Source organism: Pseudomonas sp. YQ_6 (assembly GCF_043103245.1).
Lineage (GTDB): Bacteria > Pseudomonadota > Gammaproteobacteria > Pseudomonadales > Pseudomonadaceae > Aquipseudomonas > Aquipseudomonas alloputida.
Window position 1 is genome coordinate 41544 of sequence record NZ_JBICJR010000057.1, and the last position, 21633, is coordinate 63176.

A 21633-nucleotide genomic window follows, 5' to 3' on the forward strand; every position below is an offset into this window, starting at 1 on the left:
GCAAGGGCTTTGCGTTGCCGTTCGCCTGGGGGCAGCTTACTTGAGTCGTTCGGCAACACCCATGCAGATTGCCATGATCAGTTTCAGTTCCTTTTGTACTGTGCTGGGCGAAACACTCAGTTGTTCGGCGATTTCCAGATAGGTGGCGCCATGCAGGCGGCTGAGGATGAAAATGCGTTGTTGGCGTTCGCTCAGTTGATTGAGGCTGACGCTGAGGTGCTTGAGCAACTGCTCGGCGTGGGCGGCATCCTCGCTGCTGGTGGCGGGCGCGGCGACACTGTGCAGCACTTCGTCGGGCACGTCGTCGACCAGCATGCGTGCCTGCACCCGGCGTGCACGCAGGTGGTCCAGCGCCAGGTTGCGCGCGGTCTGAAACACGAACGGCTCGATGTGCTCGATGGGCCGCTCGCCCAGCGCGCGAGACACCCGCAGGTAGGTTTCCTGCAGCAGGTCTTCGGCCGTGCTGGGGTTACCGACCATGCGCTGCAGGGTACGCAGCAGGGTGAGGCGCTGAACGAGGAAGACGGAATTGAACCGGGACTGACTCACGGGGGGACCTGGCCGACGAAAGGTTAATGATAATGCTTATCATCCGTGCGGCAGGTCAAGTGTGGAATTATCAGGAAAAGGTAAAGATTGTAGTCGCTGGATGTCGTTTGCTTTTTTGTGGGAGCGGCCTTGCGTCGCGAAAGGACCGCAAAGCGGTCCCAGCGATATCTGCAGCAAAGCTCAAATTCCGGGGCTGCTTTGCAGCCCTTTCGCGACGCAAGGCCGCTCCCACACGGGGCGCGTCAGCCAGCCCGGTGCAGCGCCAGGCAGTTATCCAGCATCCGGTTGCTGAACCCCCACTCGTTGTCATACCAGGCCAGCACCTTGAGCATCCGCCCGTTGGCCCGGGTATGGTTGGCATCGAAGATCGACGACAGCGGGTTGTGGTTGAAATCGCAGGAAACCAATGGCAGGGCGTTGTAGCCCAATACCTTGGAATGCTTGCTGGCCTCGAGGAACAGCTGGTTCACTTGCTCGGCCGTGGCCTCGCGCTTGAGGTTGACGGTGAGGTCCACCAACGACACGTTGATGACGGGCACCCGCACCGCCATACCGGTCAGCTTGCCGGCCAGCTCCGGCAGCACCAGGCCCACGGCCTCGGCGGCACCGGTCTTGCTCGGGATCATCGACTGGGTGGCTGAACGCGCGCGGTACGGGTCGCTGTGGTAAACGTCAGTCAGCACCTGGTCGTTGGTGTAGGCGTGGATGGTGGTCATCAAGCCTTGCTCGATGCCGAACTCCCGGTGCAGCACCTGGGCGATCGGCGCCAGGCAGTTGGTGGTGCAGGAGGCATTGGAAATGACCTGGTGCGAGGCCCGCAGGATGTCGTGGTTGACCCCGTATACCACGGTGGCATCGGCACCCTTGGCCGGCGCCGAGACAATCACCTTGCCCGCCCCGGCGGCCAGGTGCGCAGCGGCTTTGGCGCGGTCGGTGAACAGCCCGGTGCACTCGAACACCACGTCGATCGCCTCGGCCTTCCAGGGCAGTTCGGCCGGATTGCGAATGGCACTGACCGCGATACGGTCACCGTTGACAGTCAGGCTTTCGTGGTCGGCCTCGACGGTCGCGTCGAAGGTGCCGTGGACACTGTCGTACTTGAGCAGGTGGGCATTCATGGTGCTGTCGCCCAGGTCGTTGATGGCGACGACCTGCAGGTCCTGGCGGTAGCCTTGGGTATACAGTGCGCGCAGGACGTTGCGCCCGATTCGGCCGAATCCATTGATGGCGATGCGAAGGGTCATGGCAGTACCTCTGGCAGTTCGAGTGAAACCTGTGGCACAAAGGAGCTTCACTGAAACGGTTTTGTTGTTGGAATTACAAGATTATTCACTGGATGATAGAAAACAAGCCTTTTTAGTGGCAGTATTTTGTTTAAATATACAACGAGTGGTTGGGCGTCGTGCCTCCACCGATGCAGCGGGCTCCTAACCATGAGCCTAGGCCGCAATCGTTTGGAGGGGAAATGCCCGGTAAACCGCCCTTACAATTAGCCTGGAGTCCAGTACATGCATCCGCGCATCCTTGAGGTCACCCAGCGGCTGATCGAACGCAGCCGCGCCACCCGCGAACGCTACCTGCAACTGATTCGCGGCGCGGCCAGTGAAGGCCCCATGCGTGCCAGCCTGCAGTGCGCCAACTTCGCCCACGGCGTGGCCGGTTGCGGCAGCGAAGACAAGCAGACTCTGCGCCTGATGAACGCGGCCAACGTGGCCATCGTCTCGGCCTACAACGACATGTTGTCTGCCCACCAGCCTTACTTGCACTTCCCCGAGCAGATCAAGCAGGCCCTGCGCGAGGTCGGCTCGGTCGGCCAGTTCGCCGGTGGCGTGCCGGCCATGTGCGACGGGGTGACCCAGGGCGAGCCGGGCATGGAGCTGGCGATCGCCAGCCGTGAAGTGATCGCGATGTCCACGGCGGTAGCGCTGTCGCACAACATGTTCGACGCGGCACTCATGCTGGGCATCTGCGACAAGATCGTCCCCGGCCTGATGATGGGCGCGTTGCGCTTCGGCCACCTGCCGACCATCTTCGTCCCGGGTGGGCCAATGGTTTCCGGCATCTCCAACAAGCAGAAGGCCGACGTGCGCCAGCGCTATGCCGAAGGCAAGGCCAGCCGCGAAGAGCTGTTGGAGTCTGAGATGAATTCCTACCACAGCCCCGGAACCTGCACCTTCTACGGCACCGCCAACACCAACCAGTTGGTGATGGAGGTGATGGGGCTGCACCTGCCGGGCGCCTCGTTCGTCAACCCGTACACGCCGCTGCGTGATGCACTCACCGCCGAGGCTGCGCAGCAGGTGACGCGCATGACCAAGGCCAGCGGCAGTTTCATGCCGCTGGGCGAAATCGTCGACGAGAAGGCGCTGGTCAACTCCATCGTCGCGCTGCACGCTACCGGCGGCTCGACCAACCACACCCTGCACATCCCGGCGATCGCCCAGGCTGCGGGTATCCAGCTGACCTGGCAGGACATGGCCGACCTCTCCGAAGTGGTGCCGACCCTGTCGCACGTCTACCCCAACGGCAAGGCCGACATCAATCACTTCCAGGCTGCCGGCGGCATGGCTTTCCTGATTCGTGAACTGCTCGACGCCGGCCTGCTGCACGAAGATGTCAACACCGTGGCCGGCCATGGCCTGCGCCGCTACACCCAGGAACCCTTCCTCGACAATGGCAAGCTGGTGTGGCGCGAAGGGCCGCAACAAAGCCTGGACGAAAGCATCCTGCGCCCGGTGTCTCGACCATTCTCGGCCGAAGGCGGCCTGCGGGTGATGGAAGGCAACCTGGGCCGTGGCGTGATGAAAGTCTCTGCCGTCGCCCCCGAGCACCAAGTGGTCGAGGCCCCGGCGCGGGTGTTCCAGGACCAGCAGTCGCTGGCCGACGCGTTCAAGGCCGGTGAGCTGGAGCGTGACTTTGTCGCGGTGGTGCGCTTCCAGGGCCCGCGCTGCAATGGCATGCCGGAACTGCACAAGCTGACCCCGTTCCTCGGTGTATTGCAGGACCGTGGCTACAAGGTTGCGTTGGTCACCGACGGGCGCATGTCCGGTGCCTCGGGCAAGATCCCCGCGGCCATTCACGTTTGCCCGGAGGCATACGACGGCGGCCCGCTGGCGCGGGTGCGCGATGGTGATATCGTGCGGGTCGATGGAGTCGAAGGCACGTTGCGGATCATGGTGTCGGCCGAAGAACTGGCCAGCCGTGAGCTGCCGCCGGCCCCCCAGGGCAACGACCTGGGTTGTGGGCGCGAGCTGTTCGGCTTCATGCGCATGGCGTTCAGCCCGGCAGAGCAGGGCGCCAGTGCCTTTACTTCGGCCCTGGAGCACCTCAAATGAAGCACCTGCTGGTTGGTGATATTGGCGGCACCAATGCCCGTTTTGCGTTGTGGCGTGACAACCAGCTGCATGAGGTAAACGTTTTCGCCACTGCGGACTACACCAACCCGGAGCAGGCCATCGAGGCCTACCTGGAAAGCCAAGGTATCGCCCGTGGTGGCCTGGCGGCGGTGTGCCTGGCGGTGGCCGGCCCGGTCGATGGCGATGAATTTCGCTTCACCAACAACCACTGGCGCCTGAGCCGCACGGCATTTTGCAAGACCTTGCAGGTCGAGCGACTGTTGCTGATCAATGATTTCACCGCAATGGCGCTGGGCATGACGCGTCTGCGCGAAGGCGAGTTCCGCGAGGCGTGCCCCGGCCAGGCCGACCCCTCGAGGCCGGCACTGGTGATCGGGCCAGGTACTGGCCTGGGTGTGGGCTCGCTGCTGCGCCTGGGCGAACAGCTCTGGAAGGCCCTGCCGGGTGAAGGCGGGCATGTTGACCTGCCGGTAGGCAATGCTCGCGAAGCGGCAATCCACCAGCAGATCCACAGTCAGATCGGCCATGTCAGCGCCGAGGCCGTGCTCAGTGGGGGTGGCCTGGTGCGGCTGTACCAGGCGATCTGTGCGCTGGACGGCGACACGCCCAGGCACAAGACCCCGGCGCATATCACCGATGCCGCACTGGGCGGTGAGCCTCGTGCGCTGGCGGTGGTCGAGCAATTCTGTCGTTTCCTTGGGCGAGTGGCGGGTAACAATGTGCTGACGCTGGGCGCGCGAGGCGGGGTCTATATTGTGGGCGGTGTGATTCCGCGCTTTGCCGAGCTGTTCCTGCGTAGCGGGTTTGCTGCGAGTTTTGCCGACAAGGGGTGTATGAGTGGCTATTTCACCGGGGTTCCGGTGTGGCTGGTGACGGCGGAATATTCCGGGTTGGAGGGGGCAGGGGTAGCGTTGCAGCAGGCGTTGGATCACTGAGGGGGCCGCTTTGCGGCCCCGATGGCAATACCCGACAGCAGGCAAAAAGACCTGTAATCAACAAGAGGAAGGACCACCTTGAGCACTGCCGGCAAATCGATCCTGATGGTCGACGACGACCAGGAAATTCGTGAACTGCTGCAAACCTACCTGAGCCGCTCCGGCTTCCAGGTGCATGCCGAGGCTGACGGCAAGGGCTTTCGCCACGCGCTGGAAACCACGCCCTGCGACCTGGTCATTCTTGACGTCATGTTGCCCGACGAGGACGGCTTCAGCTTGTGCCGCTGGGTACGCCAGCACCCACGCCAGGCGCGCGTACCTATCATCATGCTCACCGCCAGTTCGGACGAGGCCGACCGTGTCATCGGCCTGGAGCTGGGCGCTGACGACTATCTGGGCAAGCCGTTCAGCCCCCGCGAACTGCAAGCGCGAATCAAGGCTTTGTTGCGCCGCACCGAGTTCGGCCAGACGGCGCCGGGTAGCGCCGTGCTGGCCTTCGACGACTGGCGCCTGGACACGGTCAGCCACCGCCTGTTCCACCGTGATGGAGAGGAGGTGATCCTCTCTGGCGCCGACTTTGCCCTGCTCAAACTGTTCCTCGATCACCCGCAGCAAATCCTCGACCGCGACACCATCGGCAACGCTACCCGTGGCCGCGAACCGATGCCGCTGGACCGTATCGTCGACATGGCGGTCAGCCGTCTGCGCCAGCGCCTGCGCGATACCGACAAACCTCCCCGGCTGATCCGCACCGTGCGTGGCAGTGGCTACTTGTTGGCGGCGCATGTCTGCTGTGCGCCCTGAGCGGCCCTGGCGCCTGCTGCCGCGCTCCTTGCTGGGGCGCATGCTGCTGCTGACCTTGCTGGTTGTCCTGCTGGCCCAGGGCTTGTCCAGCATTATCTGGGTTTCCCAGCTGCGCGCCAGCCAGCTTCAGGGGCTGCGTGCCAGCGCCAGCAGCCTGGCCCATTCCATGAGTGCCAGCGTCAGTTACTTCCGCTCGCTGCCGGTGGCCTATCGGCCGCTGGTGCTCGACCAATTGCGCAGCATGGGCGGCACGCGTTTCTTTGTTTCGCTCAACGCCACGCCGCTAGACATGCAGGCACTGCCCGTCACCCCTCGCAAGCAGGCGGTGATCGATGTGTTCCAGCAGGTGCTGCACGAGCGCCTGGGTTCACAGATGGAAATTTCCGTGGAGTTTGTCGGGCCTGACGATCTGCGCATCTTCAACAGCGGCCTCAAACTCGACGAACTACCGCGCTCGTGGGCCCATTATTCGCTGACCCTGGAACCGCTGAAACCCCCGGTACTGGTCACGCAGATCCGCTTGGGCGAGGGCGAGTGGTTGTACATCGCCTCGCTGTTGCCCGAACCGTACACGGGGCTGGAAGCCGAACGCCTGCCGCGCCAGCAGATCGGCTTCATCGTGCTGACCACGGCCTTGCTGTTGCTGTTCATCGGCTTGCTGGTGCATTGGCAAAGCTGGCCACTGAAGCGCCTGGCGCGGGCCGCCCGAGAGATGTCGCTGGGTGCCGATGTGGCGCCAGTGCCTGAAGCGGGCGGCAGTGAAGTGGTCGAGGTGAGCCGGGCATTCAACAGCATGCGCGAGCGTATCAGCCGTTACCTGACCGAACGCAGCCAGCTGTTCAGCGCCATTTCCCACGACCTGCGCACGCCGATCACCCGCCTGCGCCTGCGTGTCGAACTGCTGGAGGATGAGCGCCTGCAGGCCAAGTTCAGCCAGGACCTGGACGAACTGGAGTTGCTGGTCAAAGGCGCGTTGCAGTGCGTAAAGGACACCGACATCCACGAAAACATCGAGCCGGTCGACCTTAACCAGGTGCTGGAGATTCTGGCCGAGCCTTACCTGGGCGATGGTCGCATCACCGTCGAGGGCCAGGCGCTGGCGCCATACCCGGGCAAGCCGCTGGCGTTGCGTCGATGCATCGGCAACCTGATCGACAACGCCATCAAGTACGGCGAACGGGCGCGGCTGCGCATCATCGACGGGGCAGAGGGCTTTGTGCTGCAGGTGGATGACCAGGGGCCCGGGGTGCCGCAACAGCAGCTGGAACAGGTGTTCGAGCCGCATTTCCGTCTGGCCGGGCAGCAGCAGGGGTATGGGCTGGGGTTGGGCATTGCGCGCAACATCGCCCATAGCCATGGGGGCGAGGTGAGCTTGCTGAACCTGCGGGAGGGAGGGCTGCGGGTGACCCTGTATTTGCCGCGGGGTATGGATTGAATTTTTGGGGGGCCCGCACAGGCACCCAAAATGTCACTGCCCGGTGACAATCCCGTCGTCCTTCGTGACATCCGCCCTGACCCCGCTGGCTAGAATTTGCAAACGACTGGCAAGGATCAAGCTGGCCCATGACCCCCCTCAACCTGTCCGTTAACAGCTGGCTCAATGCCCCGGCCCACACCGCCTGGCGCCTGGCCGAAGCGCAGCGCCTGCTGGCATTCGCCAAAGCCGCGAAACTGCCCGACGGCTTTGGCAACCTGGATGCCAAAGGCCAGCTCACTCCCGGCGCCTGCGCCGAAACCTTGAATACCGCGCGAATGACCCACTGCTTCGCCCTGGCCCATCTGCAGGGCATTCCCGGCAGCCTGGCCTATGCCGAACACGGTGTGGCTGCCCTGCGCGGGGTTATGCAGGACGCCAGCTACGGTGGCTGGTTAGCCCACCCCGGCGGCCAGGAAGACAGCGGCAAGGCCGCCTACCTGCATGCCTTCGTCGCCCTTGCCGGCAGCTCTGCAGTGGTGGCCGGCTCAGCCGATGCCCAGTTGTTGCTGGCCGATGCAACCGAGGTGATCGAAACGCACTTCTGGAGCGAAGCCAAGGGTGCCCTTCGAGAGACCTTCTCTCGTGCATGGCAACTGCCTGAGCCGTACCGTGGCGCCAACAGCAACATGCACGCGACCGAGGCATTCCTGGCCCTGGCCGATGTCACAGGCAACAGCCTTTGGCTGCAACGCGCCTTGCGCATTGCTGAGCGCATTATCCATACCCATGCCGCCGCCAACGGTTATCGGGTCATCGAACATTTCGACGCCAATTGGCAGCCGCTGCCGGATTACAACCTCGAACACCCCGCCGACCCCTTCCGGCCTTATGGCACTACACCCGGGCACGCCCTGGAGTGGGCGCGGTTGCTGTTGCACCTGGAAGCAAGCCTTGAACGGGCCGGCCTGTACGCCCCGCAATGGCTGCCGGACAGTGCCCGCGCATTGTTCGACACAGCCTGTCAACAGGCCTGGAACGTCGATGGCGAACCGGGTTTCGTCTATACGCTGGACTGGGCTGATCGCCCGGTGGTGCATGCGCGATTGCACTGGGTGCACGCTGAGGCTTGCGCGGCTGCGGCAGCCCTGTTGCAACGCACCGGCGAGGCGCATTACGAACAGTGGTACCGCTGCTGCTGGGGCTTTATCGCCAACCATTTCATCGACCCCATTGGCGGCAGCTGGCACCACGAACTCGATGCGCACAACCAGCCGGCCGGGTCCCTCTGGCCGGGCAAGCCCGACCTCTATCACGCCTACCAGGCGCTGCTACTGCCAGGTTTGCCCCTGGCACCCAGCCTGGCCAGCAACCTGGCCGGCAATGTAACCAAACGATGACATTCACGCATCGCTTCGTTACCTGACGAGGCGGGCACGCTGTTTAGACTTCATGCTACGCAAGCGATCGACTTGCACGGCATAACAACAAGAAAGGTGCTCCGATGAATTCCACGCTCCGTCTCGCTGCCGCAATTTCCTTTGCCTCGTTAATCCCCTTGGGTGCCCAGGCTGCTGACGCCAAAGGCAGCGTCGAAGTGGTGCACTGGTGGACCTCCGGTGGTGAAAAAGCGGCGGTCGATGTGCTCAAGGCCCAGGTCGAAAAAGACGGCTTCATCTGGAAGGACGGCGCCGTCGCCGGCGGCGGTGGTGCAACGGCCATGACCGTGCTCAAAAGCCGCGCAGTGGCCGGCAACCCGCCGGGCGTCGCACAAATCAAAGGCCCGGACATCCAGGACTGGGCGGCCACCGGCCTGCTCGACGCCGATGTGCTCAAGGATGTGGCCAAGGAAGAAAAGTGGGACTCCCTGCTGGACAAGAAAGTCGCCGACACCGTGAAATACGACGGTGATTATGTCGCCGTACCGGTGAATATCCACCGCATCAACTGGCTGTGGATCAACCCCGAGGTGTTCAAAAAAGCCGGCATCGACAAGGCGCCCACCACCCTCGACGAATTCTACGCCGCCGCCGACAAGCTCAAGGCTGCCGGTTTCATCCCGCTCGCCCATGGTGGCCAACCCTGGCAGGACAGCACCGTATTCGAAAGCGTGGTGCTGTCGGTGATGGGCGTCGATGGCTACAAGAAGGCCTTGGTCGACCTCGACAGTGCAACGCTGACCGGGCCGCAGATGGTCAAGGCGCTGACCGAGCTGAAGAAGGTCGCCACCTACATGGACCCGGACGGCAAGGGCCAGGACTGGAACCTGGAAGCCGCCAAGGTCATCAACGGCAAGGCCGGCATGCAGATCATGGGCGACTGGGCCAAGAGCGAATGGACCCTGGCGAAGAAAACTGCTGGCAAGGATTACCAGTGCGTGCCGTTCCCCGGTACTGACAAGTCCTTCCTGTACAACATCGACTCGTTGGTGGTGTTCAAGCAGAACAACGCTGGCACCTCTGCTGGTCAGCAGGACATCGCCCGCAAGGTGTTGGGTGAGGACTTCCAGAAGGTCTTCAGCATCAACAAGGGTTCGATCCCGGTACGCAACGACATGCTTGCCGACATGGGCAAGTATGGTTTCGATGCCTGTGCTCAAACCTCCGCCAAGGACTTCCTGGCCGACGCCAAAACGGGCGGCCTGCAACCGAGCATGGCGCACAACATGGCCACCACGCTGGCCGTGCAGGGCGCGTTCTTCGATGTGGTGACCAACTACATCAACGACCCCAAGGCCGACCCGGCCGATGCGGCGAAGAAGCTGGCGGCGGCTATCAAGGCTGCCCAGTAACGGCTGTTCGCGGGCACGCCCGCTCCCAGATGGGCCCTGCTCCCCACTGTTCCTGGTCATGACGCCGGACCTGTGGGAGCGAGCTTGCCCGCGAAGCGGTGCGTAGCACCGCCACTACCTCGGGATCCAATACATGACTACGACCACCGCCCAATTGCGGGCCTCACCCCTGGACGCGCTTCAGCGCTGGCTGCCCAAGCTGGTGCTGGCGCCCAGCATGTTCATCGTCCTGGTGGGCTTCTACGGCTACATCCTCTGGACCTTCGTGCTGTCCTTCACCACCTCGACCTTTCTGCCCACCTACAAGTGGGCGGGCCTTGCGCAATACGCCCGTCTGTTCGACAACGACCGCTGGTGGGTGGCGAGCAAGAACCTGCTTCTGTTCGGCGGCCTGTTCATCGCCATCAGCCTGGCCATCGGTGTGTTGCTGGCGGTGCTGCTGGACCAGCGTATCCGTCGCGAGGGCTTCATTCGCACCATTTACCTGTACCCCATGGCACTGTCGATGATCGTCACCGGCACGGCCTGGAAGTGGCTGCTCAACCCCGGCATGGGCCTGGACAAGCTGCTGCGCGACTGGGGCTGGGAGGGTTTTCGCCTGGACTGGCTGATCGACCCTGACCGGGTCGTGTACTGCCTGGTGATCGCCGCCGTGTGGCAGGCCTCGGGCTTTATCATGGCGATGTTCCTCGCCGGCCTGCGCGGCGTTGACCAGTCGATCATCCGCGCCGCACAGATCGACGGTGCCAGCTTGCCGCGCATCTACTGGACTGTAGTGCTGCCCAGCCTGCGCCCAGTGTTCTTCAGCGCGCTGATGATCCTTTCGCACATCGCCATCAAGAGCTTCGACCTGGTGGCGGCAATGACGGCCGGCGGCCCGGGTTACTCCTCCGACTTGCCGGCAATGTTCATGTACTCGTTCACCTTCAGCCGCGGCCAGATGGGCATGGGCTCGGCCAGCGCCATCCTGATGCTCGGGGCAATCCTGGCGATCCTCGTGCCTTACCTGTACTCGGAGCTGCGGAGCAAACGCCATGCATAGTCCTGTCGACAAGCCGGTGCTCAGCCTCAGCCGTATGGTCATCCATGGCGTATTGCTGATTGCCGTGCTGCTGTATCTGGTACCGCTGGTGGTGATGCTGCTGACCAGCTTCAAGACCCCCGAAGACATCACCACCGGCAACCTGCTGAGCTGGCCTGCAGTGATTACCGGCATAGGCTGGGTCAAGGCCTGGGGAGCGGTCAGCGGTTACTTCTGGAACTCGATCATGATCACCGTGCCCGCGGTACTGATCTCCACCGCTATTGGTGCACTGAACGGCTATGTGCTGTCGATGTGGCGCTTCCGAGGTTCGCAACTGTTCTTCGGCCTGCTGCTGTTCGGCTGTTTCCTGCCGTTCCAGACCGTGCTGCTGCCGGCCTCGTTCACCCTCGGCAAGCTTGGCCTGGCCAGTACCACTAGCGGCCTGGTGCTGGTGCATGTGGTCTACGGCCTGGCCTTCACCACGCTGTTCTTCCGCAACTTCTACGTGAGCATCCCCGACGCATTGGTCAAGGCCGCGCGGTTGGACGGTGCCGGGTTCTTCACCATCTTCCGCCGCATCATCCTGCCGATGTCCACGCCGATCATCATGGTCTGCCTGATCTGGCAGTTCACCCAGATCTGGAACGATTTCCTGTTCGGCGTGGTGTTCTCCAGCGGCGACTCGCAACCGATTACCGTAGCCCTGAACAATCTGGTCAATACCAGCACCGGGGCCAAGGAATACAACGTCGACATGGCGGCAGCAATGATCGCTGGCCTGCCAACCCTGCTGGTCTACGTGGTGGCAGGCAAATATTTCGTGCGCGGGCTGACGGCCGGCGCGGTCAAGGGGTAAGCCATGGCAACGCTCGAACTTCGCAATGTGAACAAGACCTACGGCAGCGGCCTGCCGGACACCCTCAAGGACATCCAGCTGTCGATCAAGGACGGCGAGTTCCTGATCTTGGTGGGCCCGTCGGGCTGCGGCAAGTCGACCTTGATGAACTGTATCGCCGGCCTGGAGCAGATCACCGGCGGCGCCATCCTCATCGACGAGCAGGACGTCAGTGGCATGAGCCCCAAGGACCGCGATATCGCCATGGTGTTCCAGTCCTATGCGCTGTACCCCACCATGAGCGTGCGCGAGAACATCGAGTTCGGCCTGAAGATCCGCAAGCTGCCCCAGGCCGCCATCGACGAGGAAGTGGCGCGGGTAGCCAAGTTGCTGCAGATCGAACACTTGCTGGCGCGCAAGCCGGCGCAGCTGTCCGGCGGCCAGCAGCAGCGTGTGGCCATGGGCCGGGCGCTGGCGCGGCGACCCAAGATCTACCTGTTCGATGAACCCCTGTCCAACCTCGACGCCAAGCTGCGGGTCGAAATGCGCACTGAAATGAAGTTGATGCACCAGCGCCTGAAGACCACCACGGTGTACGTCACCCATGACCAGATCGAGGCCATGACCCTGGGCGACAAGGTGGCGGTGATGAAGGACGGCATCATCCAGCAGTTCGGCACCCCGCAGCAGATCTACAACGACCCGGCCAACCAGTTCGTGGCCAGCTTTATCGGTTCGCCGCCAATGAACTTCATTCCGGTGCGTCTGGCCAGGCAGGATGGCCGCTTGCTGGCGCTGCTCGACAGCGGCCAGGCGCGCTGCGAACTGCCCTTGGGGGAAGCTGCTGACGCGCTTGAGGGGCGCGAGATCATCCTCGGCATCCGCCCTGAGCAGATCGCCCTGGGCGCTGCTGACGGCAATGGTTTGCCGGCTATCCGCGCCGAGGTGCAGGTGACAGAGCCCACCGGGCCGGACCTGCTGGTGTTCGTCACGCTCAACCAGACCAAAGTGTGCTGCCGCCTGGCGCCAGATGTGGCGTGCCGGGTGGGTGACACCCTCAACCTGCAATTCGACCCGGCCCGGGTGCTGCTGTTCGACGCTGCCAATGGCGAGCGCCTGCACCTGGCCAGCACTGGCGCAACTACAAAGGACAACGTGGCTCACTTCAAAGGCCGTTGACTCGTCTACACCATCAATAAGAAAAAGAGGACGCAAAGGGATGGAACAGCGCAAACGCATCAAGACACTGGGATCGCTGGCCTTGCTTGCACTTGTAGGCAGCAGCGGTACACAGGCTGCCGAGGCTTTTTCCAGTGAATCCAAATGGATGACCGGCGACTGGGGCGGCACCCGGACCGAGCTGCTGGACAAGGGCTATGACTTCACGCTCGATTATGTGGGTGAGGTGGCTGGCAACCTGCACGGCGGCTACAACGACGACAAGACTGCACGCTACAGCGACCAGTTCGCCCTCGGCGCGCATCTGGACTTGCAGAAGATACTGGGCTGGCATGATGCCGAGTTCAAATTGGCGATCACCGAGCGAAGCGGCCGCAACCTGTCCAACGACCGCATCAGCGACCCGCGCGCGGGGCAGTTCAGCTCGGTGCAGGAGGTGTGGGGCCGTGGCCAGACCTGGCGCCTGACCCAGATGTGGATCAAGCAGAAGTACTTCGACGGCGCGCTGGACGTGAAATTTGGCCGTTTTGGCGAGGGCGAGGACTTCAACAGCTTCCCTTGCGACTTCCAGAACCTGGCCTTCTGCGGCTCGCAGGTGGGCAACTGGGTGGGCGGCATCTGGTACAACTGGCCGGTCAGCCAGTGGGCGCTGCGGGTGAAGTACAACATCACCCCGGCGTTCTTCGTGCAGGTCGGGGCCTTCGAGCAGAACCCTTCCAACCTGGAAACCGGCAACGGCTTCAAGCTCAGCGGCAGTGGTACCAAGGGTGCGATCTTGCCGGTGGAAGCGGTGTGGTCGCCCAAGGTCAATGGCCTGCCGGGCGAGTACCGCCTGGGTTACTACTACAGCACGGCCAAGGCTGACGATGTGTACGACGACGTCAACGGCAACCCGCAGGCGCTGACAGGTGAAGCCTTCAAGTCGCACTCCAGCAAGCACGGATGGTGGGTGGTGGCGCAGCAGCAGGTCACTGCCCACGGTGGCGACGTCAACCGGGGCCTCAGCCTGTTCGCCAACTTCACCGTGCACGACAAGGCCACCAACGTGGTCGACAACTACCAGCAGGTGGGGTTGGTCTACAAAGGCGCTTTCGACGCCCGGCCCAAGGATGACATCGGCTTCGGCGTGGCGCGTATTCATGTGAATGACGACGTGAAGAAGCGTGCCGAACTGCTTAACGCACAGAGCGGCATCAACGATTACGACAACCCAGGTTTCGTGCCGCTGCAGCGCACCGAATACAACGCAGAGCTCTACTACGGCTTCCACGTTACCAACTGGCTGACCGTGAGGCCCAACCTGCAGTACATCAAGAGCCCTGGCGGGGTGGACGAGGTGGATAACGCGCTGGTCGCTGGCTTGAAGATTCAGTCGTCATTCTGAGGCAACTTGTTGTAAATTTACGCCAATCCATTTTCGGTCCCCGGCACCCACTGGTCTGCAGTGGGTGTTGGGGATAGGCCGAGACAGCGCTATCTCAAACAACAAGAGCTCTGAACCATGCCCGAACATCCGCTCCATCGCTTCTTTTCCTCGCAGCGGCCCCGGCCGACATTCGAGTGGGAGCGTTATCAGCAGCGCGATGTCCTGATCATCGATCACCCCCGTTGCCAGGCGGTGTTCAGCCGCCAGGGCGCGCAGTTGTTGCACTTTCAACCAGCGGGTGAACGGCCGTGGCTGTGGTGCGCCGAACAGTGGCCGCAGGTGGGGGCGATCCGCGGTGGTGTGCCGGTGTGCTGGCCCTGGTATGGCCGTCATCCCAGCGAAGACCTGTGGCCGGCCCACGGTTGGGCGCGGCTGCTGGACTGGAAGCTGGTGGACAGCCGTGAGGACGAGGAGGGCGTGACCCTGAAATGGCGGCTGGACCTGTGCGACTGGCAGGTCGACCTGCATGCCCGGCTGGGTAGCCGCATGGAGCTGAGCCTGAGCACCGAACATCAGGACAGCGAACCCTGCCAGTTGAGCCATGCGCTGCTGGCGTACTGGCGCATCAGTGACGTGTCCGAGATAGCGCTGTCTGGTCTGGAAGACATCGAGGGCTACGACCGCCTCAACCGCCAGGCTTGCCGTGAAGATGGCGCGCTGAAGCTCAAGGGCGGCTGCCAGAAGGTCTACCCCGGTACGCCACGGGTGCAATTGCAGGACCCGGCCTGGCAGCGCGAGCTGTGCATCGACACCGGTGACAGCGACGACACCGTGGTCTGGCACCCTGGCAATCGCCCGCTGATGGGGGTGACTGGCCGCGAGTCGCAGCGTTTTGTCTGCGTCGAGGCGACCAGCGGCAGCGGCGAAGGCCTGAGCCTGGCACCTGGGCAGCGTGCGCACCTGCGTTTGCAGGCGCACCGGCTCAGTTGAGTTCGTCGTCCTCGATCGGGTAACGGCTGGCGTTGAGGCTTTCCTTGATCTTGCGCAGGTGAGGCTGGAAGTCCACGCCGCGGCGCAAGGTCATGCCGGTGGCCAGTACATCGAGCACGGTCAGCTGGATGATCCGCGAGGTCATTGGCATGTAGATGTCGGTATCTTCCGGCAGCGGAATGTGCAGGCTCAGGCTGCAGGCATTGGCCAGTGGCGAGCCTGCGGCGGTGAGGCCCAGCACCGAAGCGCCGTTTTCACGTGCCAGGCGCGCCACGTCGACCAGTTCGCGGGTGCGCCCGGTGTAGGAAATGATCACAAACAGATCACCGGTGTGGGCGACTGAGGCCAGCATGCGCTGCATCAGCACATCGGCGTGGGCCGACACGGCCAGGTTGAAGCGGAAGAACTTGTGCTGCGCATCCAGGGCCACCGGGGCTGAGGCGCCGAGGCCGAAGAAGTGGATCTGCCGGGCCTGGATCATCATGTCCACGGCGCGGCTGACCTGCTGCGGGTCCAGTTGCTGGCAGGCGCTGTCAAGCGAGGCGATGGCGCTGGCGAAGATCTTCTGGGTGTAGGCGGCCGGGTCATCGTCGGCCTCTACCGCGCGGCTGACATAGGCGGCACCACTGGCCAGGCTCTGCGCCAGTTGCAGCTTGAGCTCGGGGTAGCCGCTGACGCCGAACGAGCGGCAGAAGCGGTTGACGGTCGGTTCGCTGACCTTGGCCGCCTGGGCCAGCGCAGCGATGCTGAAACGGGTGGCTTGTTGCGGGTTGAGCAGGATGACTTCGGCGACTTTGCGTTCGGCCTTGTTCAGCTCGTCGAGGCGGCCCTGGATCTGTTCCAGGAGGTTTCGCACGCGGTCCATGGGTGTGTCCTTGGGTCGGGAAGACAGCCGGCTGTGTGAGCAGCAGGCTTTTTGCACGGTCGTCTATCGTACTGTCGGTGCGGTTGGCGTACCACTTGTCTGTAACACTTGTGTGTAATGTTGTGGTTTTTACTACATTATCCCTTGAAAACCGTGTGTGAAAGCGGTATTCCTAGACCAACTTTAGGAAAGAACCAACATCATGGCCGCAATCAGTGTCGAACCTTGCACCTTTGCCCTGTTTGGCGCCCTCGGCGACCTGGCATTGCGCAAGCTGTTTCCTGCGCTCTACCAGCTCGACCGGGCCAACCTGTTGCACCCGGACACCCGCCTGCTGGCCCTCGCCCGTGAGGTCGGCAGTGTGCAGGAGCACCTGGACAGCATCGAAGCCCACCTGCGCCGGCACGTGCCCGAGGCAGATATCGAGCCTGCTGCGCTGGGGCGCTTCCTTGCCCGCCTGAATTACCAGCACCTGGACTTCCTTCAGCCCGAGGGCTATCAGGCCCTGGCCGAGCAACTGCCGGGCGAGCTGCCGCTGATCGCCTACTTCGCCACGGCGGCGGCGGTGTATGGGGCCATCTGCGAAAACCTCGACAAGGTCGGGCTGGCTGCGCGCACCCGGGTAGTGCTCGAGAAACCTATTGGCCACGACCTGGAATCCTCGCGCCGGGTCAACGATGCCGTGGCGCGGTTCTTCCCTGAAAGCCGGGTCTACCGCATTGACCACTACCTGGGCAAAGAGACGGTGCAGAACCTGATTGCCCTGCGCTTTGCCAATAGCCTGTTCGAAACCCAGTGGAACCAGAACTCCATCTCCCATGTGGAGATTACCGTCGCGGAAAAGGTCGGTATCGAGGGCCGTTGGGGTTATTTCGACAAGGCCGGCCAACTGCGCGACATGATCCAGAATCACCTGCTGCAGTTGCTGTGCCTGATCGCCATGGACCCGCCCAGCGAACTGTCCGCCGATGCCATCCGCGACGAGAAGGTGAAAGTGCTCAAGGCCCTGGCACCGATCACTGGTGACGGTTTGAGCACCAGTGTGGTGCGCGGCCAGTACATTGCCGGCTACAGCGAAGGCAAACCGGTGCCGGGTTACCTGGAAGAAGACAACGCCAACGCCCAGAGTGACACCGAAACCTTCGTCGCCCTGCGCGCCGACATCCGTAACTGGCGCTGGTCGGGCGTGCCGTTCTACCTGCGAACCGGCAAGCGCATGCCGCAAAAACTGTCGCAGATCGTCATTCACTTCAAGGAAACGCCGCACTACATCTTCGCCCCGGAACAGCGTTTGCAGATCGGTAACAAGCTGATCATCCGCCTGCAACCGGACGAAGGCATTTCTTTACGGGTGATGACCAAGGAGCAGGGCCTGGACAAGGGCATGCAACTGCGCAGTGGCCCATTGCAGCTGAATTTTTCCGATGCCTGGCGCAGTGCACGAATTCCGGATGCCTACGAGCGGCTGTTGCTCGAAGTGATGCGCGGCAACCAGAACCTGTTCGTGCGCAAGGACGAAATCGAGTACGCCTGGAAGTGGTGCGACCAGTTGATCGCCGGCTGGCGTAACGCGGGCGATGCGCCCAAGCCATACGCGGCGGGCTCCTGGGGGCCGATGAGCTCGATTGCACTGATCACACGCGATGGGAGGGCGTGGTATGGGGATATCTGAATTGAAACTGCCAGCGGCCGTGAAGGCTCATGAACTGGCGGATGCCAAGGCACTGTCCGTGTCCTTGGCTCATGATGTGGCTGAGCGCCTGCGCGCCGCGATTGCTGCCAAGGGGCAGGCCTGTGTGGTGTTGTCTGGCGGCCGCAGCCCGGTGCCGTTCCTGGAGAAGCTGGCCAGCGAGCAGCTGGACTGGGCCAAGGTCATCGTCAGCCTGGCTGATGAGCGCTGGGTGCCGGTGGAGCACGCCGACAGCAATGCCGGCCTGCTGGCCCGCCACCTGTTGAAGGGCGAAGCGGCCAAGGCCCGTTTCGTTGGCCTGTACCAGCAGGCGGAGAACCTTGATGCAGCTGCGCTCAAAGCTGACCAGGCCTTGGCCGAGCTACCGCTGATCGACGTGCTGGTGCTGGGCATGGGCGATGATGGCCATACCGCCTCGCTGTTCCCCGCCAGTCCCAACCTGGAAGCAGGCCTGGACCCGGCCGGCCCACGCCGCTGTCTGCCACTACTGGCACCGAGCGTGCCGCACCAGCGCCTGTCGATGACCCGTTCGCTGCTGGCCAGCGCGGCCTTCATCGCGCTGTCTGTGCAAGGCCAGGGCAAACTCGCTACCCTGCGCGCCGCGCTGGCGGGCAACGACCTTACTGAAATGCCGATTCGCGCTTTTCTTCACGACCCCCTGGACATCTACTGGTGCCCATGAGCCAAGGATCCACAGTCATGACCACCCTTGAACGCCCACAGCCCAAGCTCTCGATGGCTGATAAAGCCGCGCGGATCGACGCCATTTGCAAAAAGGCGCGCATCCTGCCGGTAATCACCATTGCTCGTGAGGAAGACATTCTGCCGCTGGCTGACGCCCTGGCCGCTGGCGGTATCCGTACCCTGGAAGTGACCCTGCGCTCACAGCATGGCCTCAAGGCCATTCAAGTGCTGCGTGAGCAGCGCCCGGAGCTGTGTGTCGGTGCCGGTACCGTGCTCGACCGCAGCATGTTCGCGGCGGTTGAAGCTGCGGGCGCGCAGTTCGTCGTTACCCCTGGCATTACCCAGGACATTCTCGAGGCTGGCGTGGACAGTGAAATTCCGCTGTTGCCGGGTATCAGCACGCCGTCCGAAATCATGATGGGCTATGCCCTGGGCTACCGCCGGTTCAAGTTGTTCCCGGCGGAAATCAGCGGCGGCGTAGCGGCGATCAAGGCCTTTGGTGGCCCGTTCGGCGATATTCGTTTTTGTCCCACCGGCGGTGTGAACCCGGCCAACGTGCGCAACTACATGGCTCTGCCAAACGTGATGTGCGTGGGGGGAACCTGGATGCTCGATAGCAGCTGGATCAAGAACGGTGACTGGGCGCGTATCGAAGCGTGCAGTGCCGAGGCGATGGCGCTGCTGGACGCCATCTGAAACAGTTGTGTGCTTTACGGCTTGTGGGGCGCTTGGTCGGCGCCCCTTTTTTTTGCCTGGGGTATTTGCAGTGGTTGTGCTGGCCTTTTCGCGGGTAAACCCGCTCCTACGCACCGATCTGCGGTGGACATACACCGGAGGTTGGACACAGGCCGTCGTAGGAGCGGGTTTACCCGCGAAAGGGCCGGGCCTGCTGGCCAATATCCCTGGCCGTTCACCGTTGCCGTGGCCTCCGTATTCGCGGGTAAACCCGCTCCTACACCTGATCGGTGGTGGACACACACATTGGTGATTGGGCGAAGGCCGTTGTAGGAGCGGGCTTACCCGCGAAAAGGCCAGTCCAGGCCCACAAAAAAGCCCGCATCAAACGATGCGGGCTTTCTCATCCCTCATTCCAGGCTTCAGGCCGCCTTGGCTTCCTGCTGGCTCAGCGAGCGGTTCAGCGCACTGAACAGGGCCTTGAAGCTGGCCGTGGTGATGTTCTCATCGATACCCACGCCATGTACCGGGCGGCCACCGGCTACGCGCAGTTCAATATAGGCCGCGGCCTTGGCATTGGTGCCAGCGCCAATGGCGTGCTCGTTGTAGTCCATGATTTCCACCGAAATCGGCAAACCGGCCACCAGCGCTTCCAGGGCGCCGTTGCCCTTGCCGCGCCAGTGCAGGGTGGTTTCGCCTTCACCGGCAACTTCCACTTCCACGGCGCTGTGGCCGTTTTCTTCCTGCAGGCGATGGCTGACCAGTGCGTATGGCGCGTTGGCCTGGAGGTATTCCTTGTGCAACAGGCTGTAGATTTGCTGGGCGGTCATTTCCAGGCCCAGACGGTCGGTTTCACCCTGCACCACCTGGCTGAATTCGATCTGCATGCGGCGCGGCAGGCTGATGCCGTATTCCTGCTCGAGCAGGTAGGTAATGCCGCCTTTGCCCGACTGGCTGTTGACGCGGATCACCGCCTCGTAGCTACGGCCGATGTCGGCCGGGTCGATCGGCAGGTATGGCACTTCCCACAATTCGCCTTCCTGCTGCTTGGCGAAGCCCTTGCGGATGGCGTCCTGGTGCGAGCCGGAGAACGCGGTATGGACCAGGTCGCCCACATACGGGTGACGTGGATGTACCGGCAACTGGTTGCATTCTTCGACCACCTTGCGCACGCCGTCGATGTCGGAGAAGTCCAGCAACGGGTCGATGCCTTGGGTGTAGAGGTTCAGTGCCAAGGTCACCAGGTCGACGTTACCGGTACGCTCGCCGTTGCCGAACAGGCAGCCTTCGGCACGGTCGGCGCCGGCCATGAGGCCCAGTTCGGTGGCAGCGATGCCGGTGCCACGGTCGTTGTGGCAGTGCAGGCTGATGATCACGCTGTCGCGGCGGCTGACATTGCGGCAGAACCACTCGATCTGGTCGGCGTAGATATTTGGCGTGGACACTTCCACGGTGGCCGGCAGGTTGAGGATGATCTTGTGTTCAGGGGTAGGGTTCCACACCTCGATGACCGCGTCGCAGACCTCCTTGGCGAACTCCATTTCAGTGGCGCTGAAGGTTTCTGGCGAGTACTGGAAGGTCCACTGGGTTTCTGGCTGCTGGGCGGCGTACTTGACGAACAGCTTGGCCGCGTTCACCGCGATTTCCTTCACGCCTTGCTTGTCCTGATTGAAGACGATGCGGCGGAACGACGGGCTGGTGGCGTTGTACAGGTGGACGATGGCCTTCTTTGCACCGCGCAGCGATTCGAAAGTACGGGCAATCAGGTCTTCCCGTGCCTGGGTGAGCACCTGGATGGTGGTGTCATCCGGGATGTGGCCGTCCTCGATCAGGGTGCGCACGAAGTCGAAATCGGTTTGTGAGGCAGACGGGAACGAGGCTTCGATCTCCTTCACGCCAACCTGCACCAAGGTCTTCCAGAAGCGCAGTTTCTTCTCCGAGTCCATCGGCTCTATCAGCGACTGGTTGCCGTCACGCAGGTCGGAACTGCACCAGATAGGTGCCTGGGTGATGGTCTTCGACGGCCAGGTACGGTCAGGCAGGTCGATGGTCGGGAAAGCGCGGTATTTCTTCGAAGGGTCTTTGAGCATGGTCATGGAAGCAATCCTTTTGTGTGCGGCCGAGATCGGGCCTGCCGAGCGATAACGATATAAAGAGGCGAGGCGACGCGATTCAGTCTGGTAGTCGGGCGCTGACCAGGCAGAGGCTGCGATGTTGTCGGAGCAGGATGAGGGTGCTGAAGGTTTTCATGCCTTCAAACTTAACCAGTGGGGTGGGGGATGGCAAGCGTTCGGGAAAAATTGAGAGGAATGCTTAAAAAAAGTGATTAGGCGAGATTTTATGGCTTGGATCTGCTGGGCGCTTATTGATGTTTGCGCAGTATTTTTCGATGGCGCAACACAGTTGAACTGCTGTCGACTGTGCTGGCCTCTTCGCGGGCATGCCCGCTCCCACAAGTTGGACTGCCCCCAAGAAG

The 21633-nt window shown here is 62.6% G+C and carries 18 protein-coding genes; 14 read left to right on the forward strand and 4 right to left on the reverse strand.

The window, feature by feature from the left end:
* Positions 1-36 precede the first annotated feature (36 nt).
* Positions 37-549, reverse strand: a complete 513-nt coding sequence (locus tag ACF8FG_RS20130) for an RNA polymerase sigma factor (protein ID WP_003255059.1) — start codon at positions 547-549, stop codon at positions 37-39.
* Positions 550-791: 242 nt separating this feature from the next.
* Entirely contained in the window at positions 792-1793 is a 1002-nt protein-coding gene (gap, locus tag ACF8FG_RS20135; protein ID WP_014589858.1) for a type I glyceraldehyde-3-phosphate dehydrogenase, read from the reverse strand.
* 264 nt (positions 1794-2057) lie between these two features.
* Between gap and edd the strand changes: the two genes are divergently transcribed.
* The 11 genes from edd (at position 2058) to ACF8FG_RS20190 (ending at position 15243) form a co-directional block, all read left to right on the forward strand.
* A complete protein-coding gene (gene edd, locus ACF8FG_RS20140; protein ID WP_076402608.1) occupies positions 2058-3884 on the forward strand; it encodes a phosphogluconate dehydratase in 1827 nt (608 codons plus the stop codon).
* The gene (locus ACF8FG_RS20145) at positions 3881-4840 is read left to right on the forward strand and encodes a glucokinase (RefSeq protein WP_392519159.1); all 960 of its coding nucleotides are present in this window, start codon (positions 3881-3883) and stop codon (positions 4838-4840) included. The genes edd and ACF8FG_RS20145 overlap by 4 nt, the downstream gene beginning before the upstream one ends.
* Before the next feature lie 78 nt (positions 4841-4918).
* Entirely contained in the window at positions 4919-5644 is a 726-nt protein-coding gene (gene gltR, locus ACF8FG_RS20150; RefSeq protein ID WP_014589861.1) for a two-component system response regulator GltR, read from the forward strand.
* The gene (locus ACF8FG_RS20155) at positions 5625-7079 is read left to right on the forward strand and encodes an ATP-binding protein (protein WP_019438110.1); all 1455 of its coding nucleotides are present in this window, start codon (positions 5625-5627) and stop codon (positions 7077-7079) included. The genes gltR and ACF8FG_RS20155 overlap by 20 nt, the downstream gene beginning before the upstream one ends.
* 128 nt (positions 7080-7207) lie before the next feature.
* Positions 7208-8458, forward strand: coding sequence for an AGE family epimerase/isomerase (locus ACF8FG_RS20160; protein WP_318080657.1), 1251 nt, complete (start codon positions 7208-7210; stop codon positions 8456-8458).
* A 104-nt stretch (positions 8459-8562) separates the two neighbouring features.
* Positions 8563-9849 carry an ABC transporter substrate-binding protein gene (locus ACF8FG_RS20165; RefSeq protein ID WP_064493191.1) on the forward strand — a complete coding sequence of 429 codons (1287 nt, stop codon included), beginning with the start codon at positions 8563-8565 and terminating at the stop codon, positions 9847-9849.
* A gap of 133 nt (positions 9850-9982) precedes the next feature.
* Complete coding sequence (locus tag ACF8FG_RS20170) at positions 9983-10891, forward strand: carbohydrate ABC transporter permease (RefSeq protein ID WP_009683405.1); 909 nt, start codon at positions 9983-9985, stop codon at positions 10889-10891.
* Positions 10884-11729 carry a carbohydrate ABC transporter permease gene (locus ACF8FG_RS20175; RefSeq protein WP_019438113.1) on the forward strand — a complete coding sequence of 282 codons (846 nt, stop codon included), beginning with the start codon at positions 10884-10886 and terminating at the stop codon, positions 11727-11729. Before ACF8FG_RS20170 ends, ACF8FG_RS20175 begins: the two co-directional genes overlap by 8 nt.
* 3 nt (positions 11730-11732) lie before the next feature.
* Complete coding sequence (locus ACF8FG_RS20180; RefSeq protein WP_014589866.1) at positions 11733-12887, forward strand: ABC transporter ATP-binding protein; 1155 nt, start codon at positions 11733-11735, stop codon at positions 12885-12887.
* A gap of 40 nt (positions 12888-12927) precedes the next feature.
* Entirely contained in the window at positions 12928-14271 is a 1344-nt protein-coding gene (locus tag ACF8FG_RS20185) for a carbohydrate porin (protein ID WP_004575641.1), read from the forward strand.
* A 117-nt stretch (positions 14272-14388) separates the two neighbouring features.
* On the forward strand, positions 14389-15243 hold the full coding sequence (locus tag ACF8FG_RS20190) for a D-hexose-6-phosphate mutarotase (RefSeq protein WP_003255044.1): 855 nt from the start codon (positions 14389-14391) through the stop codon (positions 15241-15243).
* Here the strand turns inward: ACF8FG_RS20190 and hexR are convergent.
* Complete coding sequence (gene hexR, locus ACF8FG_RS20195; RefSeq protein ID WP_172830949.1) at positions 15236-16099, reverse strand: DNA-binding transcriptional regulator HexR; 864 nt, start codon at positions 16097-16099, stop codon at positions 15236-15238. The genes ACF8FG_RS20190 and hexR overlap by 8 nt on opposite strands.
* A gap of 211 nt (positions 16100-16310) precedes the next feature.
* On the opposite strand from hexR, the gene zwf reads away from it, so the two are divergent.
* The 3 genes from zwf to ACF8FG_RS20210 are packed head-to-tail and all read left to right on the forward strand — an operon-like array spanning position 16311 to position 19178.
* Positions 16311-17780 carry a glucose-6-phosphate dehydrogenase gene (zwf, locus tag ACF8FG_RS20200; RefSeq protein WP_070383506.1) on the forward strand — a complete coding sequence of 490 codons (1470 nt, stop codon included), beginning with the start codon at positions 16311-16313 and terminating at the stop codon, positions 17778-17780.
* Entirely contained in the window at positions 17767-18480 is a 714-nt protein-coding gene (gene pgl / locus ACF8FG_RS20205; RefSeq protein ID WP_134697476.1) for a 6-phosphogluconolactonase, read from the forward strand. Before zwf ends, pgl begins: the two co-directional genes overlap by 14 nt.
* 17 nt (positions 18481-18497) lie before the next feature.
* Complete coding sequence (locus tag ACF8FG_RS20210) at positions 18498-19178, forward strand: bifunctional 4-hydroxy-2-oxoglutarate aldolase/2-dehydro-3-deoxy-phosphogluconate aldolase (RefSeq protein WP_014589869.1); 681 nt, start codon at positions 18498-18500, stop codon at positions 19176-19178.
* A gap of 401 nt (positions 19179-19579) precedes the next feature.
* Here the strand turns inward: ACF8FG_RS20210 and leuA are convergent, their stop codons facing one another.
* Complete coding sequence (leuA, locus tag ACF8FG_RS20215) at positions 19580-21253, reverse strand: 2-isopropylmalate synthase (RefSeq protein ID WP_014589870.1); 1674 nt, start codon at positions 21251-21253, stop codon at positions 19580-19582.
* Between the last annotated feature and the right edge of the window lie 380 nt (positions 21254-21633).

What these genes read in the sequence shown, in the direction of transcription:
- gap (WP_014589858.1), bottom strand. Translation starts at nt 1,793, where the DNA reads ATGACCCTTCGCATCGCCATCAATGGATTCGGCCGAATCGGGCGCAAC.
- edd (WP_076402608.1), top strand. Translation starts at nt 2,058, where the DNA reads ATGCATCCGCGCATCCTTGAGGTCACCCAGCGGCTGATCGAACGCAGC.
- ACF8FG_RS20145 (WP_392519159.1), top strand. Translation starts at nt 3,881, where the DNA reads ATGAAGCACCTGCTGGTTGGTGATATTGGCGGCACCAATGCCCGTTTT.
- ACF8FG_RS20155 (WP_019438110.1), top strand. Translation starts at nt 5,625, where the DNA reads ATGTCTGCTGTGCGCCCTGAGCGGCCCTGGCGCCTGCTGCCGCGCTCC.
- ACF8FG_RS20160 (WP_318080657.1), top strand. Translation starts at nt 7,208, where the DNA reads ATGACCCCCCTCAACCTGTCCGTTAACAGCTGGCTCAATGCCCCGGCC.
- ACF8FG_RS20165 (WP_064493191.1), top strand. Translation starts at nt 8,563, where the DNA reads ATGAATTCCACGCTCCGTCTCGCTGCCGCAATTTCCTTTGCCTCGTTA.
- ACF8FG_RS20170 (WP_009683405.1), top strand. Translation starts at nt 9,983, where the DNA reads ATGACTACGACCACCGCCCAATTGCGGGCCTCACCCCTGGACGCGCTT.
- ACF8FG_RS20175 (WP_019438113.1), top strand. Translation starts at nt 10,884, where the DNA reads ATGCATAGTCCTGTCGACAAGCCGGTGCTCAGCCTCAGCCGTATGGTC.
- ACF8FG_RS20180 (WP_014589866.1), top strand. Translation starts at nt 11,733, where the DNA reads ATGGCAACGCTCGAACTTCGCAATGTGAACAAGACCTACGGCAGCGGC.
- ACF8FG_RS20185 (WP_004575641.1), top strand. Translation starts at nt 12,928, where the DNA reads ATGGAACAGCGCAAACGCATCAAGACACTGGGATCGCTGGCCTTGCTT.
- ACF8FG_RS20190 (WP_003255044.1), top strand. Translation starts at nt 14,389, where the DNA reads ATGCCCGAACATCCGCTCCATCGCTTCTTTTCCTCGCAGCGGCCCCGG.
- zwf (WP_070383506.1), top strand. Translation starts at nt 16,311, where the DNA reads ATGGCCGCAATCAGTGTCGAACCTTGCACCTTTGCCCTGTTTGGCGCC.
- pgl (WP_134697476.1), top strand. Translation starts at nt 17,767, where the DNA reads ATGGGGATATCTGAATTGAAACTGCCAGCGGCCGTGAAGGCTCATGAA.
- ACF8FG_RS20210 (WP_014589869.1), top strand. Translation starts at nt 18,498, where the DNA reads ATGACCACCCTTGAACGCCCACAGCCCAAGCTCTCGATGGCTGATAAA.
- leuA (WP_014589870.1), bottom strand. Translation starts at nt 21,253, where the DNA reads ATGACCATGCTCAAAGACCCTTCGAAGAAATACCGCGCTTTCCCGACC.